Raw genomic sequence first — 15,300 nt, forward strand, 5'->3', positions numbered from 1 at the left:
TCAATGGCTTCTATTTGGTTTAAAAGTTTAGTATGTAAGAAATTTGCAAAAATTTTCGGGGGATGCAGAAAAAAATTGTTCTGCTCGGTTACATGGGTTCTGGTAAGACAACCATAGGTCGAATCCTTGCTAACGAGATGAAACTTCCCTTTTGGGATCTGGACGAGGTAATCGGCCAGATGTTTGGTATGACAGTACCTTACATGATTCAGAAAAAAGGAGAGATCTTTTTCCGCGAATGCGAGCAAAAGGCGCTCAACGTCGTTCTGCAAAATCCCTCTTACATCTTAGCCTCTGGTGGCGGTACGCCTTGTTATTACGACAATATTGACGTCATAAACGCGCATTCTACCAGCATCTACTTTCAGTGTTCGCCCACTACGCTTAGTCAACGTCTTTTACCAGAAAAGCAAAATCGCCCATTAATCGCTGATATAGAAGACGATTTCCTCTCCGAATACATTGCGAAGCATCTCTTTGAACGCATGCCCTATTATCAGAAGGCGCACATTACCATTGATGCCAATGGAGATGTGGAGTCCATTGTGAGCAAATTACTTGAGAAATTGAGCGTACATCCCTAATTACAACTTGGTCACGTCACCATTGCTAAACAGCTCCCTTTAAAGGGATGAGTTTTTTTTATTTTTTTTTGGGCGTGCCCCTCACCTCCTTCGCTTCGCTCAGTCGTTCGGGTCGGCGTGCTCCGGGGTACGCTTCGCTTCCGTGCTACGGCTCCGCTCTGCTACGCCTTCGCCCCGCGCTGGCGCGCGCCCTTCGCATGCCTCACGCGAGGAAGGGTGATAAAAAATGAAACTCACATCTCTGGCCATATCGATGAATGCTTTTTTTTTACTCACCACCCCATCCCCCCTACCGACGAAAGCTCTTAAGAGCTTTGTCGGCATCTGTGGCTCTCTATGACCTGCGGACGCAATGAGAGAGATTTAGGGTGAGTAAAATGGATCTGCTCAAATCTGTAATTGGATCTGTAAAAATCTGTGTCCCCAGTTTTAGTTAAAGTTAAAGTACAAAGTTTTTAAAAGCGGCCTGAGGCCGCTACCGCGTGAGGGATAGAAGCGGATATGAGCCGCAGCGGGTGGGGCACAGTGGCACCAGGGCGAGGCTGGCTGGCCCGAAGGGCAGACAACGCAGCCCTGGTGTGGTGGATTTACAGCCTCTTGATTGGGCAAGTAGGATGTGCCACCCCCACCCGCAAGGCGAATATGAGCGGATAGCCCGGCCCGAGCAGCTGCCCGATAGGGCAACCTGCGAGGGACACGCCCAAATAAGAAAAATGAAAAACTAAGAACACTCGGGTTTCCAACGGCGGTAGCGCATGAAGGTCTTGCGCTGCTTCACCTGGCGGAGGAGTTTTTTCTGCTCTTCGAGGGGTAGGTGTATTACCTCTTGGCAAGCGGGGGAGCAGGTGCCTTCGTACTCGCGGGCACAATCGTCGCACTGAAGGAAGAGGATGTTGCAGGCCTTGTTGGCACAGTTGCGATGGGTATCGCAAGGCTTGCCGCACTGGTGGCATGTGGCGATGACCTCTGAGCTGATGTGTTCGCCCAAGCGATTGTCGAAGACGAAGTTTTTGCCGCGGAAGCGGTTTTCGAGGCCTTCTTCTTTTACTTGGCGATAGTAGTCGATGATGCCGCCGTGCAGCTGGTTTACGTTTTTAAAGCCGTGGTGGCGCAGGTAGGCTGAGGCCTTTTCGCAGCGAATGCCGCCGGTGCAGTAGAGTAGGATGGGGTCGTCTTCGCAGCCGCGCAGCATGTTGAGTACTTCAGGCAGCTCCTCGCGGAAGGTTTCAGCCTGTGGCAGGAGTGCCCCTTCGAAATGGCCCACTTCGCTTTCGTAGAAGTTGCGCATGTCTACAATTTTTACGTTGGGCAGCTTCATCATTTCATTCCATTCTCTTGCGGTGAGGTGGCGGCCTACGTTGGTCACGTCGTATTCGTCGTCGTTCAGGCCATCGGCTACGATTTTCTTGCGCACCTTCACGGTGAGCTTTATAAAGGATTTGTTGTCGTGTTCTACAGCTATTTTAAAGGGGATGTTTTCGAACTCGGGTATGGCGTAGAGTTCTTGTTTAAATTGGTCGAAGTAATGCTCGGGTACATTCATCTGTGCGTTAATGCCTTCGTGGGCTACGTAGATGCGTCCGAGGCAGTTGAGCCGGCTCCACATTTCGAAGAGTCGGTCACGCATCTGGTCGGGATTGTCGATAATCACGTAGCGATAAAAGGAGAGCGTGATGCGACGAAAGGTTTCGCTTTCGAGTTTTTTCAGGAGCTCTTCGCGGCTTAGTCGATTTACCAGTCGTGCTTTCTTGTGTGCGTTAGGATCCATATTCTTATGGCTATCAGCAGAGTGGTCGCAAAAATATAGGCTCAAAAGGGTAATGTTTTATGACAATTAAACAGATAAGACGTAGTGCAGTTGGGTTTAAGTTTTGGTTTTTATCGATTGCTGGCCAGGGGTTTAGATTCATCTTGGGCAGCTGGTGGTGCAATGTGGTAGGAGTCGAGCTGCTGGCGGGTACGGGCGATAGACTGAAGATAGGCAGCCTTGTACTTGTCGTCCATAGGCTTGGCTACGGGCAAGTCGATGGATAGGGGATCTACTTGCTTGCCGTTTTTCCAGAATCGATAACATACGTGCGGGCCGGTGGCAAGACCTGTGCTGCCGACGTAGCCGATGATGTCGCCTTGCTTGACGCGCGAGCCTACGCGCAGGCCAGCCTTGAAGCGACTCATGTGGAGGTATTGCGTTGAGTAGGTTTTGTTGTGCTTTACTTTTACGTAATTGCCGTTGCCTGCAGTGTATCCCATGGCTTCAATTATGCCGTCGGCAGTAGTCATGATGGGTGTGCCATGTGGAGCCGCATAATCTGTACCTAAGTGAGGGCGAGTAGTTTTTAGTACAGGGTGGAATCTGCGAAGATTGTAGCGCGAGGTGATGCGGAAGAAATTAAGAGGTGCCTTTAAGAAAAAGCTCTTGAGGGCTTCGGCTTGTTCGTTGTAGTAGCCGTCGATGGCTCCGTCGGCAGAGCGGTAGTAAAAGCCGTAGTGAGGCTTGTTTTTGTGAAAAAGCACAGCAGCTAAAATTTTGCCGGTACCCATGGGGATGCTGTCGTCCACCATCTGCTGCTCGTAAATGAGCTTAATGGAGTCGTTGGGTTGTATTTTGAAGAAGTCGATGGACCAGGAATAGAGGTCAGCGAGACGCACAACCACTGTAGCAGGCACGCCTTGATCGACAAGGTCTTGATACAAAGAGCTTTGAATAATGGCGCCTATGGTGCGTTGTGAGGTTACAACTTGTTTTAGCTCTTGGTAGGCGTAGAGGCTGTCGGTAAGTCGCATCACTACCTTTTTGGCCGGATTCACTTCATATACCGCATAAGTAGGCAGGCTATCAGCCCTACTGACGAAAATGCGAATCGCTTGACCCGGAACGATCTCAACCGGTCGGAGGTAGTCCATGGCGAGCAAGGATACACGCTGCGCTGTGGCTGCAGCGATGTTAGCTCGGGCCAGAGCTTTTGGCAATATGTCGCCTGTACGTACAGTGACAGTGGCAGTATCGTAATCGGAAAGTGAGAGGCCGTGGAAAAAGATTTCTGCTTCTTCAGCGATTTCTTCTTCTAGTTCGGTATCCTCGGAATTGGAGATTTTTGTAATGATGAGTTTAAAAGAGATCAGTGCGAATAAGAAAAGTAGTAAAAGAGCGGTTCGTTTCAGGACTTTTTTATTCAACGGTGGTTGTTTTTTTTTGGTGATTAATCAATTTGATGCTGGGCTAGATGTTTTTTTACCCACGACTTGCCCCATTCTTCAATCTCGGTTTGCGACCAAAGATCGGGATAAAAGATGCGTTTTTGAAAGCGAGGTGGTAAGTACTTCTGCCAGTTGGTGCCACCAGTTGCAGCTATGTCGTTGGGTCTTCGGGCCAGATAGGTCACGGCAGACTTGTAGTGCTGCAAGGGCCAATTCACATTCACATTCAGATCAAATGCGCGGTAGAGCATTTTCAGCTCCTCGTCGGCGCGACCGAGATTTTCGAGGCGGAGGTAATGATCCCAAAGAGTGCGCCCCACAAAAGTCTTGGCCATATGGATGAGCTCTTGGCTGTACTTTTCTTCAAATTGGCGCAGGGTGAGGGTTTTCTCGCCTGTAGCTTCTACGATAGCACCTTTTTTCCAGTAAATATATTCGTACATCTCTTCGATGGAGGCGTTTTTTGAAGCCAGTTGCTCGCGGTATTCTTTATCCACAAGTCGAATGAAGTGCGTAGCCCCGATTTCAATCATACGATACTGAGCGCTCTGGAAGCCGCTGGCCGGAATCAGTGAAAGGCGGAATTTTAAAAATTGCTCGCGCTCCATCCCTTCGTTCATGATTTCAAAGGAGTGCGTAAGCGCATCGAAATAGCGATTCATACGCTGTAGGCGCATTTTCACTTCTTCTAAGGAAGCGTCTGGAGTATCAGCTAACTTATTGATTTCGTGAAGAGTAAGCTTGAAATAGAGTTCCGTGATCTGGTGATACATGATGAAGATGGGCTCATCGTGTAATGGAGTCCTGGGATTTTGGAGGCTCAGCAGCGTATCGAGGTGGATGTAATTCCAGTAAGTGAGATAGTCGGCATAGAGCAGACCGTCGAGAAAAGCGATGAGGTCTTGTCCGCTGGCCTTGTATTTGGCTGAGAGCTTTTCGATGCGTTCGACCAGTTCGGGGCTAAAATCCATGATTTTGTTTGGCTTCAGTTTTTTGCAAAGGTAGTCTTTACACTATGAAAATACCCTGATAAAAGGTAGTTAACACAGAATACTAAGAGCTTCGTAAGAATAGATCACTATCTGTAAGGAGAAAAAATCTTATACTTTCTGCTCGATTTTTCATAAAAAATGCGCTGAAAACTCCAAGCTTTCAGCGCATTAAAGAGTATAATACTGTGCGCTTACTAAACTAGTACAGATTCTCTGTGTTGGGTAAGGTCGAGTCCGTCAATTTCTTGTGCTTCTGACACACGCATGGGAATAATGCGTTCGGTGAGTTTATACAGAAGCCACGAAACTCCAAAGACAAAAGCAACTACGACGACCAGAGCGGCTAAATGAGCAAGAAACAGCTCAGTAGAACCGGTAATCAGTCCACCTACACGAGCAAAAACAGCGGTAAATATCATTCCCGAAATGCCGCCAACACCATGACAAGGAAACACATCGAGCGTATCGTCGAGCGATGAGCGCTCTCGCCTCCGAACGGCATAGTTGCTAATGATGGCAGAGGTAAAACCAATAAAAAGTGAAGCTCCATAGCCCACAAAACCTGCTGCCGGTGTAATGGCTACCAGTCCAACCACCGCTCCAATGCAAGCGCCCAGAGCGCTGATTTTTCTGCCACGGTACACATCGGTGAGCACCCAGCCTATCAGTGCCGATGCACTTGCTAGATGTGTATTGATAAATGCATCGACTGCCAGAGCGTTTGCTCCCAGGGCTGATCCTGAATTAAAGCCAAACCAGCCGAACCAAAGCAAGCCCGTGCCGAGAATTACATATGGAATGTTGATGGGTGCCGGTGTAGTGTCGCGTCTTGGGCCCATGTGAATGGCACCTGCTAATGCAGCTACGCCCGCTGATATATGTACCACCGTGCCTCCAGCAAAATCGAGCACACCCCATTTAGCCAAGAAACCATCAGGATGCCAGGTCCAGTGCGCCAGAGGGCAATACACCAGCAGGGAAAACAACATCATAAACACCAAATATGCCCAGAACCGAATTCGCTCTGCAAAGCTGCCTGTGATGAGCGCTGGCGTAATAATGGCAAACTTCATCTGAAAGGCTGCAAAAAGCACAAATGGCAATCCGCTGCCCAATACCGGATGCTGGGCTGTGCCGACGTCTTTAAAAAAGGCATAGGTCAAAGGATTTCCGATGAATCCGCCTAAGGAATCGCCAAATGCCAAACTAAAGCCCACTGCATACCACAAAAAGGTGATGATGCCAAGCGCCACAAAACTTTGAAGTAAGGTGGAAATAATGTTTTTTGGCCGCACCATTCCACCGTAAAAAAAGGATAGTCCAGGCGTCATCAGTAAGACTAATCCAGCTGAAGTGATCATCCATGCTACATCGCCGGTAGTTGCTGAATATTCGCCCTCTGGATGCGGGGTTGGGAGTATGGCAGCTAATGCAGCAATGGCAAAAAGGAGAAACACGATGCTACGTACAACTAATAGTTTTCTTTTTTCTGACATGGTCAAGGGGTTTTGATTGCGAAAGCAATATTAATGGAATCTGGAGAATAATGCATTAAATATGCAAGTACCCCCTTAAAAAATTCATTAAAAAGCCAAAAAAATACATTTAAAATCAGACATACCCCTACGAAAATAGGGGGTGAGATAAAAATAAATATTTCAAATCGGGTTTTAGAACTTTAAAAGACAATCGCAAAACTTTTAATTTTTTACGCATGGAGCACTTATAGATGGAAGAAAGTTGACGTCCGGTTGTATTGTGTTAATTTGTAAACTTTCGATCAGCAAGGGCTTAGTGCAGAGATTTGCATTTACAATAAATGGATGGCCGAGATTTCAAAGAAATTGCTGTTACAAGGTCATCAGAAAGTGTTCGAATCAGGACTTTTTAAACCTCGTAAAGACGATGCTGGCCGTGAAACCATAGTTGCTCATAGAAAGCGCATAATCGCGCCTGTTTGTATAGTCAGGGTAGTTAAACTCTTCGAACGTAAACATGTAGTACGGTCGAATCTCAAGAAACCGCCAGCGCAGAATGAGGCTGAGATTCAAGCCATCGTGTATGGGTCCTTTCCAATACAAAAGTTGTATGGTTTCAACGTAATCGACCCATTTACCATTTTCAAATTCATCTCTGGGGTAAAACTTTTTCTGCAAGTGTACATTCCCAAAGTTGTAATGGATGCCAAAGCGCAGGAAAGAACCCTCCCCACCAAACACGAAGCCCACCGAGTGGCAACCGTACCGCATTCGGTATTGTCCTATCAAATTTCGATCGGGAAAGTAGGCTTCGTTGCTGTAGTTGCGCTTACGATAATAATTATATTCCAACGATACGGGTATTCCATTGCCAAAATCATCGCCGAAATTCATGCGCAATCCCCAAAAGTAACCTGTGCCTACCGGTGATAAGGCAAATTCTCCCTGGTCAGGGTAAGTCTGCTGATAATCGGCGTTTACGTTTTTAAAATATTCAGGGATTTTTGTTAGTACCGGCATGTTATATCCAATGTAAAAGTCAAATAATTTCTGACCTGAGGCTATACTGCCGGCAACAAGCATCCATACCAATAGTAATGCCCGATACATTTTTTAGTTCATTTTTTACAAACTTCCCATTGCATACCATTTAATTCGATACTGCAAATGCAGTATTACTTCCATACAGCTATTGACAATCCTTAACAAACCAATAAAGAAGCATCGACTTACTTTTGAGCCCGATAGACGGTTGATAATGAATTTCATTAGAAAATACTGGCCGGTGCTTGCTACGCCTTTGCTTTTATGGGCATCTTGGCCCGATAGGGGCTTTCCACTGTTCATTTTTATTGCCTTTGTGCCTTTGCTTTGGTTGTATGAAGTTGTTTCTAATTCAGAACCCAAGCGCTATCGGGCCTTCAGGGTTTGGTTTACGATGTATGTCGCTTTCGCTTTATTTAATTTATTCGTCACCAGCTGGATATGGAATGCCCACTGGAGTGGGGTAGTGGCAGTATGCACCTTCAATGCCGCACTAATGGCGCTAGTGTTTTTGGCAGCGCACAAAGTAAGACATGTGCTTGGGCCAAAAAGGGGCTGGATTGCTTTGGTGGCGTTTTGGCTGGCCTTTGAAAATTTTCACCAAGACTGGGAGATGAGCTGGCCATGGCTTACGTTAGGAAATGCCTTTGCCCATTATCCGGAGTGGGTTCAGTGGTACGACATTACAAGTGTTTCTGGAGGTACTCTTTGGATTTGGATTGTAAATATCTTGATTTATCATGTGTTTAAACAGTATTTAAAAAAATCAACACCTTTCCGGCGTTTGGCCTTTAGTTACATTAGCATTGTGCTCTGGATAGGTCTTCCGGTTGTTTATAGCCTTTACAAATACAATACTTATGTTGACAACCCGGTCGGTAGCACGCGAGTAGTGATCGTTCAGCCAAATTTTGATGCCTACACAGAGAAATTTGATTTGCCACAAACATTTCAAATTCAACGATTTATTGAATTAGCGCAGTCTAAAATGGACAGCACGACCGAATGGGTCATCGGCCCTGAGACCATGCTGCCTGAGCCTATCGAAGAGAGTGCTGCAAGGTATCATCCCGATTACCAGTTGCTCAATGCTTTTAAGGACCAATATCCTAGAGTAAATCTGTTGTTAGGTGCTTCTACCTATACGAGTTACACAGATCCGGCTAAGGTTACCCCAACTGCTCGCAAATATGCCAATGCCGAAGCGTGGTATGATGTGTTCAATGCGGCTGCTTTTTTTGGCGAGGTATATCAACCGAAATTTTACCACAAGTCGAAACTTGTGGTAGGGGTTGAGCACTTTCCCTTTTCTACGCTGCTCAAGCCTTTGCTTGAGCAAGCCGTGGGATCGTTTGGTGGCACCACAGGTACACATGGCATTCAAAAGGAGCGCACGGTATTTCTGCATTCGGTCAATGGTTCAGGCACATCTTCGGTCATTTGTTTTGAATCTGTTTTTCCAGAGTTTGTTAGCCTTTTTGTAAGAAATGGCGCGAATTTTATTTCCATTATTACTAACGACGATTGGTGGGGAAACACGGCGGGCCATAGGCAGCACTTGCAGTATGCTCGTCTTAGAGCAGTAGAAAATCGCCGATGGATAGCCCGCAGCGCTAATACGGGAATTTCAGCCGTGATCAATTCGAGAGGAGATATTGTGCAAGCGCTTCCTTATAAATCTGCTGGTGCGCTGGCAGCTGACATTCCTTTGCTCACGGAGCAGACCTTCTTTACGGCTACTGGCGATGTGATTTCGCGGGTATCCTGGTTTCTGTCGGGTTTTTTGGTATTGTATACCTTGGCTTATGCATTAAGAAAGAAAAAAATAGAAACTTGATGCCGAACAGTCAGACGTTTACGCGGTTTAAGTATTTGAATAACTACGAGAGTACATGTCTAATTTTCAAAAGATAAGGCTTTTTCCACTGCGGTTGTTTTTGCTGCCAGGAGAGTCAGCTGATTTACACATTTATGAGGAGCGCTATAAACAATTGCTAAAAGACATATTAAAGGGAGATCGGCAATTTGGCATCGTACTAGCAAGTCCGCTCAATACCAGAAACTTAGGAAGTCTGGTCGAAATTATCGACGTTACCAAGCGCTACCCTGGAGGTGAAGCTGACATCATCGTGAAGTGCAAAGAGCTGTTTTACTTAAAGAAGTTTATTTCTTCGTACGATGCAGACAGCCTGTATCCAGGAGGGCTGGTAGAGGAACTGCTCTTTGACGATTACTTGTGTCCGAAGGCTCTTCTCTTTGAATTTGAGCAATACAAAGAAATTCGCGATGAGCAATATTTCTTTGTCGATACCATCACTTTGCACCAGTTGGCTCTAAAACTTCCAATGAGCGAAGCTGAAAAAATTGAATATGTAAAGTGCTCAACCTTTGAGTCTCGCGTTTCTTATTTGAGGAGTTTCATAAAATACCTGAAACTCATTGAAATCCAAGAAAAAAATACATATCATTCCATTTATTTGAATTAGTTGCTATATTAGCTGAATGTTAATAAGTGGCTAAAAGTGTTTCTTCACATCCAGAACGGTATCGAAATACAGCATTCAGCGCAATTTGTTGCGCGGCTCAAGACCCATTTAGGGCCTGTTTTTGTTTTCAATCAAGAAATTGTGATTCGGAATTACAATGACTTTCCTCTGTTGCTCACCAATAGGCATTGGGAAATTAAAGACCTCTATTTGCAGTCGAGTGAGCTATCGGGTGAGGGTTTCACCGGGCAGGTGCCCTTAATATTGCCCAACTGTTCGTTCTCTTACTCTACGTTGTTGCATTTCAGGAGTTTCATTGGTAAAATAAAAGGGTATTATACTTTAATATCGTCTGAAGATTCTAGGCTTTTTAAGATAGAATTTCCTGAATTTCAGTTGATAGCCAGTCACATTTTAAACTGATAAAGAATGAAGTTAGCCCTGAGTTTGGTGTTCTATTACTTCATGCATTCGCTTTTGGCGTCTCTGGCGGTGAAAAGATTTTTTATCCAACATCTTTCTGTACAGAATTATCGACTTTTCTATTCGCTCTTATCAGTTGTACTGTTAGCAATACCATTGAATTTTTATCTTAAAAGTGCCTCTAATAATTTTTTTAACACCGGTATTGTTGGCCGGTTTGTCTTCTTGACGTTGGCTTTGCTGTCGCTTCGGGTTTTTGTGCTTTCCTTCCGCAGAGTGCGTATCTCTGAATTTTTGGGTTTTCAAACAACCGAAAACACTCCATTGATCGTAAATGGCATTTACCGTCACTTACGGCATCCTTTGTATTTTGCTACTATTGCCTTGTTAGCAGGATTGTTTATAGCCATACCTTCAGAAAAGAATCTCATTTTACTCACAATCACCTCATTATATGTCATCATAGGTGCTGCGTTGGAAGAGGATCGATTGATTCAGCAATTTGGCGACAAATACGTTGCCTACCGCAGTCAAACGCCCATGCTTCTGCCCAACGATCCCTTGAGCTTCTTGCGCTTTGTCATAAGAAACCCTTAAGCTCTTTTAATCTTTGGTATAGGCTACTTTTGCGGCTCACAAGATGGAATTTGACAAGCTGTAATGGAATACAATCATCGCGACATTGAGAAGCGCTGGGTAGAGTACTGGCGCACACATCGACTTTATGAAACCAAAGAAGACCCCTCGAAACCCAAATACTATGTGCTCGACATGTTTCCCTATCCATCAGGAGCAGGGCTTCATGTGGGCCATCCACTCGGCTACATAGCCAGCGATATTTACGCGCGCTACAAGCGCCACAAGGGCTATAACGTGCTTCACCCCATGGGCTATGATAGCTTTGGGTTGCCGGCTGAGCAGTATGCTATACAAACAGGGCAACATCCGGCCATCACTACCGAGCGCAACATTCAGCGCTATCGCCAGCAGCTCGATCAGCTCGGACTGAGCTACGATTGGAGTCGCGAGGTGCGCACCAGCGATCCAGCTTATTACAAGTGGACTCAGTGGATTTTTCTTAAATTCTTCGACTCGTGGTATAACAAAGACACCGATAAAGCCGAGCACATTCAATCGCTTATTGCGCATTTCGAAAAGAATGGCACCCATGGGCTCAACGCAGCCTGTACCGAGCCGCTTGAGTTTTCTGCCCAGGATTGGGCGAATTTCTCTGAAGAAAAAAAGCAAGAAATTCTCCTTAACTACCGCCTAGCCTATCGCTCAGAGAGCGTGGTAAACTGGTGCCCGGCGCTTGGAACCGTACTGGCCAACGATGAAGTAAAAGATGGCCTCTCTGAGAGAGGTGGACATCCGGTTGAGCAAAAAAAGATGATGCAGTGGAGCCTGCGCATATCAGCCTACGCGCAGCGATTGCTCAACGGTTTAGACACCATCGATTGGAGCGAAGCACTTAAAGAATCTCAGCGCAATTGGATTGGCCGAAGTGAGGGGGCACTAATCCAATTTGCCACTGATCAAGGTCCCAATATCACAGTTTTTACCACTCGGCCAGATACGCTCTTTGGTTCTACGTTTTTGGTTTTGGCCCCAGAGCATGAGTTGGTCGACGCCATCACTACAGATGCTTACAGAGCAGACGTCGAGGCCTATCGGTCGTACGTAAAATCGCGCAGCGAGCGCGACCGCATGGCCGACGTAAAAACCGTTACAGGTCAATTTACCGGTTGTTACGCCATACATCCGTTTACAGGCGAGAAACTCCCGGTGTACATTGCCGAGTACGTCTTAGCCGGCTATGGCACTGGAGCCATCATGGCTGTGCCGGCACACGACGGTCGCGACCATCGCTTTGCTTTGAAGTTTCAGTTGCCCATTCGCCAGGTGATTGAACCGGGTTTTGATTGGGATTTTTCAAAAGAAGCCTATGAAGAAAAAGTAGGAACTTCGGTAAACTCCGATTTCATTTCAGGCTTACAAGTACCTCAGGCCATACAGCGCATGATCGAAGAATTGGTAGCACGCGGCATCGGACAGCGCAAGGTAAATTTTCGACTTCGCGATGCGGTCTTTGGTCGTCAGCGCTATTGGGGCGAGCCTATCCCGATTTATTACAAAAACGGTATTCCCTATCCATTGCCTGTTGATAAACTCCCGCTCGAACTCCCCACTATCGATAAATATTTGCCTACCGAAGAGGGCGAACCGCCCTTAGCGCGTGCTCAAAACTGGCACTACACCGATGAGGATGGCAATAGGTGGCCTCTTGAAACCACCACTATGCCCGGCTGGGCTGGTAGCAGTTGGTACTACCTGCGTTATATGGACCCTCACAATCCAAATGCCCCTTTTTCAAAAGAAGCTGAACTCTACTGGCAGAATGTAGATCTCTACATGGGCGGCTCTGAACATGCCACAGGCCATCTGCTCTATGCCCGATTTTGGCATAAATTTCTATACGACCTCGGCTATGTAAGCACAGAGGAGCCCTTCCAAAAGCTCATCAACCAGGGAATGATTCAAGGCATGAGCGCTTTCGTGTACCGCATTAAGGGCGAAAAGCGCTTTGTCACCTACAGCAAAAAAGATCAGTTTGACACTCAGGCGCTTCATGTAGATGTATCATTGGTTGAAAACAATACCTTGAACATCGATGCGTTTAAGCAATGGAGGTCAGAGTATGCTGATTACGAATTCATTACGGAAGACGACGGCTCTTATAAGGTGGGTCGAGAGGTGGAAAAAATGTCGAAATCAAAATACAATGTAATTAACCCCGACGACATCGTTGAAAAGTACGGAGCCGATACTCTGCGCGTATATGAAATGTTCCTCGGCCCAATAGAGCTTTCAAAGCCCTGGAATACCGACGGTATAACCGGCGTTTATAACTTTTTAAGAAAATATTGGCGCCTGCACTTCGATCCGAAAGGCAATTTTTCAGTTACAGACGATGAACCGACAAGAGAAGAGCTTAAAATTCTTCATAAAACCATAAAAAAAGTAACGCTCGACATTGAAAACTTCAGCTACAACACTTGCGTTTCAGCATTTATGATTTGTGTAAACGAGTTGTCGGCATTGAAGTGTAACAAAATGCAAATTCTTGAACCACTAGCAGTGCTGCTTGCACCTTTTGCCCCTCACGTTGCAGAAGAGTGCTATCAAAAAATGAGACCTGGAGAGTCAGTCTTATTGGCACCGTGGCCAATATGGGACGAACAAATCCTTGTGGAAAACACCTTTGAATATCCGGTGAGCTTCAATGGAAAAACGCGCTTTAACCTTTTGCTCTCTAAAACGCTTTCACCAAAAGAGATCGAAGAAGCTGTGCTAGCCGAACCAAAAACAGCAAAATACCTCGACGGTAAGACGCCTAAAAAAGTCATTGTAGTACCCGGCCGAATAATAAATATCGTTGTCTGATGAAATTGCCAAGACCCTATACCCTTTCTGAAATCGCCAACTTACTTCAGTGCGAATACAAAGGCGATAAAGACCAGATAGTCACTGGCTTTAACGAAATTCACCGCGTAGAACCAGGAGATATCGTCTTTGTCGATCACCCTAAATATTACGACAGAGCACTTCGAAGCTCTGCCACTGTTATTTTGATAAACAAAAAGGTGGAGGTGCCTAAGGGCAAAGGCTTGCTAATCTCCGATGACCCCTTTCGCGATTTTAACAAGCTCACCCGTTTCTTCAACCCCACAACGTACAATTCTGTACCTATTTCCGATAAGGCTAGCGTAGGCGAAGGCACAATTGTAGAGCCTTACGTAACAATAGGTGAGCGGGTGATTATTGGCAAAAACTGTATCATCCACAGCGGAGTACGCATACTAAATGACACTACTATTGGCGACAATGTGATCATACAGCCCAATACAGTCATTGGTTCTCATGCGTTTTACTACAAAAAACGCCCTGAAGGTTACGACCGATTGCTCAGCGGTGGAGGTGTGCTCATTGAAGACAACGTAGAGATAGGTGCAGGATGTACCATCGATCGAGGAGTAACTGCTACTACCCTTATAGGCCGAGGCACTAAAATCGATAACCAAGTGCAAATAGGCCATGATACCATTATCGGTAAAAATTGCCTTATCGCATCCCATGTTGGCATAGCTGGCTGTGTGGACATTGGCGATGAAGTCATTCTTTGGGGGCAGGTGGGCGTAGCTTCTGGTCTTAAAATTGGTTCAAAAGCGGTTCTTCTGGGCCAATCAGGTGTAACCAAAGACTTGGAAGGCGGAAAAACTTATTTCGGCTCACCCGCCGAAGATGCACGTAAAAAATACCGAGAATTAGCGAGTATTCGGGTACTTCCGGAGATTATTGAGCGTCTTGAAATGGATTAGAGTAACTTTTTATCTACTTTTGCCGTTCTTAAGGAAAAATCAAACAATTATGAAAAAAACCACAATTGCGCTTCTTTCTGCCCTTTTCATTGGCGCCATAGCTTGTAAACGCGATAATAACGATCAACCACAACAAAAAGCTCTCTCAGAAATCATTGTCGGCGGATGGGAACTTACCAAAATGGATGTCTCTGCCAAAGCCAATTTTCTGGGCCAGCAAGTGGATATTATCGGCACAGGTTCAGACTTTACAGGTGTTGCTACTTTCAAGGCAAATCCTCAGGAAATCAGTTCTACAGCCAGCGCTTCAGTTAATGTGAAAATCGTTCTCGGTGGAACTGAAATTCCTTTCGACACTCTAAGCTTTGAAAACGTATTTGATCTCTACAAATACAGCGTATTGAGCAACCAGCAAATTCGCTTGATCGGTCCTGAACAAGATACCATCAACATCGATGTAAAAGGTTACACCGAAAATACCATCGATATGGAATTTGTGGAAGACATCCCTGATGAAACGACAGGACAGGTCGTAAGTACAACATTTAAAGTAAGTGTTCGCAAAAAATAAGCTTCACCTAAATTGCACAGAAGGTGTCCAAAAAGTAAAGGACGCCTTCTTTTTTATTTTGATAAAACCCTTAATTGAAGTAAATTAGAGCCATCATAGACATTTTAAGTGAGGCGAGTAGTCTTTAAACAGCAACCCGGCAAAT

At 45.7% G+C, this 15,300-nt stretch carries 14 protein-coding genes; 9 read left to right on the forward strand and 5 right to left on the reverse strand.

Annotation, left to right across the window (positions count from 1 at the left end; translation table 11 throughout):
- The first annotated feature begins 62 nt into the window (after positions 1-62).
- Positions 63-584 carry a shikimate kinase gene (locus EIP89_RS07895; protein ID WP_124398134.1) on the forward strand — a complete coding sequence of 174 codons (522 nt, stop codon included), beginning with the start codon at positions 63-65 and terminating at the stop codon, positions 582-584.
- A gap of 501 nt (positions 585-1,085) precedes the next feature.
- The gene (locus EIP89_RS11490) at positions 1,086-1,238 is read left to right on the forward strand and encodes a hypothetical protein (protein ID WP_160160563.1); all 153 of its coding nucleotides are present in this window, start codon (positions 1,086-1,088) and stop codon (positions 1,236-1,238) included.
- Between the two features lie 67 nt (positions 1,239-1,305).
- Here the strand turns inward: EIP89_RS11490 and trhO are convergent, their stop codons facing one another.
- The 5 genes from trhO to EIP89_RS07920 form a co-directional block, all read right to left on the reverse strand.
- Complete coding sequence (gene trhO / locus EIP89_RS07900; RefSeq protein ID WP_245966125.1) at positions 1,306-2,397, reverse strand: oxygen-dependent tRNA uridine(34) hydroxylase TrhO; 1,092 nt, start codon at positions 2,395-2,397, stop codon at positions 1,306-1,308.
- Between the two features lie 65 nt (positions 2,398-2,462).
- On the reverse strand, positions 2,463-3,761 hold the full coding sequence (locus EIP89_RS07905; RefSeq protein WP_245966126.1) for a M23 family metallopeptidase: 1,299 nt from the start codon (positions 3,759-3,761) through the stop codon (positions 2,463-2,465).
- A gap of 23 nt (positions 3,762-3,784) precedes the next feature.
- On the reverse strand, positions 3,785-4,753 hold the full coding sequence (locus tag EIP89_RS07910; RefSeq protein WP_124398135.1) for a tryptophan 2,3-dioxygenase family protein: 969 nt from the start codon (positions 4,751-4,753) through the stop codon (positions 3,785-3,787).
- 215 nt (positions 4,754-4,968) lie between these two features.
- A complete protein-coding gene (locus tag EIP89_RS07915) occupies positions 4,969-6,270 on the reverse strand; it encodes an ammonium transporter (RefSeq protein ID WP_124398136.1) in 1,302 nt (433 codons plus the stop codon).
- A gap of 381 nt (positions 6,271-6,651) precedes the next feature.
- On the reverse strand, positions 6,652-7,362 hold the full coding sequence (locus EIP89_RS07920; RefSeq protein ID WP_124398137.1) for a hypothetical protein: 711 nt from the start codon (positions 7,360-7,362) through the stop codon (positions 6,652-6,654).
- Positions 7,363-7,510: 148 nt separating this feature from the next.
- On the opposite strand from EIP89_RS07920, the gene lnt reads away from it, so the two are divergent.
- From lnt to EIP89_RS07955, 7 genes are all read left to right on the forward strand, one after another.
- On the forward strand, positions 7,511-9,133 hold the full coding sequence (lnt, locus tag EIP89_RS07925; RefSeq protein WP_124398138.1) for an apolipoprotein N-acyltransferase: 1,623 nt from the start codon (positions 7,511-7,513) through the stop codon (positions 9,131-9,133).
- Positions 9,134-9,188: 55 nt separating this feature from the next.
- On the forward strand, positions 9,189-9,782 hold the full coding sequence (locus EIP89_RS07930) for an LON peptidase substrate-binding domain-containing protein (RefSeq protein WP_124398139.1): 594 nt from the start codon (positions 9,189-9,191) through the stop codon (positions 9,780-9,782).
- 36 nt (positions 9,783-9,818) lie between these two features.
- Positions 9,819-10,205: an ApaG domain-containing protein gene (locus EIP89_RS07935; protein ID WP_160160564.1), complete on the forward strand. Its 387-nt coding sequence runs from the start codon at positions 9,819-9,821 to the stop codon at positions 10,203-10,205.
- A 6-nt stretch (positions 10,206-10,211) separates the two neighbouring features.
- Positions 10,212-10,802, forward strand: a complete 591-nt coding sequence (locus tag EIP89_RS07940) for a methyltransferase family protein (RefSeq protein WP_124398141.1) — start codon at positions 10,212-10,214, stop codon at positions 10,800-10,802.
- Between the two features lie 63 nt (positions 10,803-10,865).
- On the forward strand, positions 10,866-13,649 hold the full coding sequence (gene leuS / locus EIP89_RS07945) for a leucine--tRNA ligase (RefSeq protein ID WP_124398142.1): 2,784 nt from the start codon (positions 10,866-10,868) through the stop codon (positions 13,647-13,649).
- The gene (locus tag EIP89_RS07950; RefSeq protein ID WP_124398143.1) at positions 13,649-14,584 is read left to right on the forward strand and encodes a UDP-3-O-(3-hydroxymyristoyl)glucosamine N-acyltransferase; all 936 of its coding nucleotides are present in this window, start codon (positions 13,649-13,651) and stop codon (positions 14,582-14,584) included. Before leuS ends, EIP89_RS07950 begins: the two co-directional genes overlap by 1 nt.
- Positions 14,585-14,633: 49 nt before the next feature.
- On the forward strand, positions 14,634-15,155 hold the full coding sequence (locus EIP89_RS07955; RefSeq protein ID WP_124398144.1) for a hypothetical protein: 522 nt from the start codon (positions 14,634-14,636) through the stop codon (positions 15,153-15,155).
- Positions 15,156-15,300 lie beyond the last annotated feature (145 nt).

Origin of the sequence: Thermaurantimonas aggregans (assembly GCF_003851885.1) — a bacterium.
In the GTDB taxonomy this organism is placed as follows: Bacteria; Bacteroidota; Bacteroidia; order Flavobacteriales; family Schleiferiaceae; genus Thermaurantimonas; species Thermaurantimonas aggregans.

Excerpts from the sequence above, each read along its gene's own strand:
- EIP89_RS07895 (WP_124398134.1), top strand. The coding sequence starts at position 63 with ATGCAGAAAAAAATTGTTCTGCTCGGTTACATGGGTTCTGGTAAGACA.
- EIP89_RS11490 (WP_160160563.1), top strand. The coding sequence starts at position 1,086 with ATGAGCCGCAGCGGGTGGGGCACAGTGGCACCAGGGCGAGGCTGGCTG.
- EIP89_RS07910 (WP_124398135.1), bottom strand. The coding sequence starts at position 4,753 with ATGGATTTTAGCCCCGAACTGGTCGAACGCATCGAAAAGCTCTCAGCC.
- EIP89_RS07915 (WP_124398136.1), bottom strand. The coding sequence starts at position 6,270 with ATGTCAGAAAAAAGAAAACTATTAGTTGTACGTAGCATCGTGTTTCTC.
- EIP89_RS07920 (WP_124398137.1), bottom strand. The coding sequence starts at position 7,362 with ATGTATCGGGCATTACTATTGGTATGGATGCTTGTTGCCGGCAGTATA.
- lnt (WP_124398138.1), top strand. The coding sequence starts at position 7,511 with ATGAATTTCATTAGAAAATACTGGCCGGTGCTTGCTACGCCTTTGCTT.
- EIP89_RS07930 (WP_124398139.1), top strand. The coding sequence starts at position 9,189 with ATGTCTAATTTTCAAAAGATAAGGCTTTTTCCACTGCGGTTGTTTTTG.
- EIP89_RS07940 (WP_124398141.1), top strand. The coding sequence starts at position 10,212 with ATGAAGTTAGCCCTGAGTTTGGTGTTCTATTACTTCATGCATTCGCTT.
- leuS (WP_124398142.1), top strand. The coding sequence starts at position 10,866 with ATGGAATACAATCATCGCGACATTGAGAAGCGCTGGGTAGAGTACTGG.
- EIP89_RS07950 (WP_124398143.1), top strand. The coding sequence starts at position 13,649 with ATGAAATTGCCAAGACCCTATACCCTTTCTGAAATCGCCAACTTACTT.
- EIP89_RS07955 (WP_124398144.1), top strand. The coding sequence starts at position 14,634 with ATGAAAAAAACCACAATTGCGCTTCTTTCTGCCCTTTTCATTGGCGCC.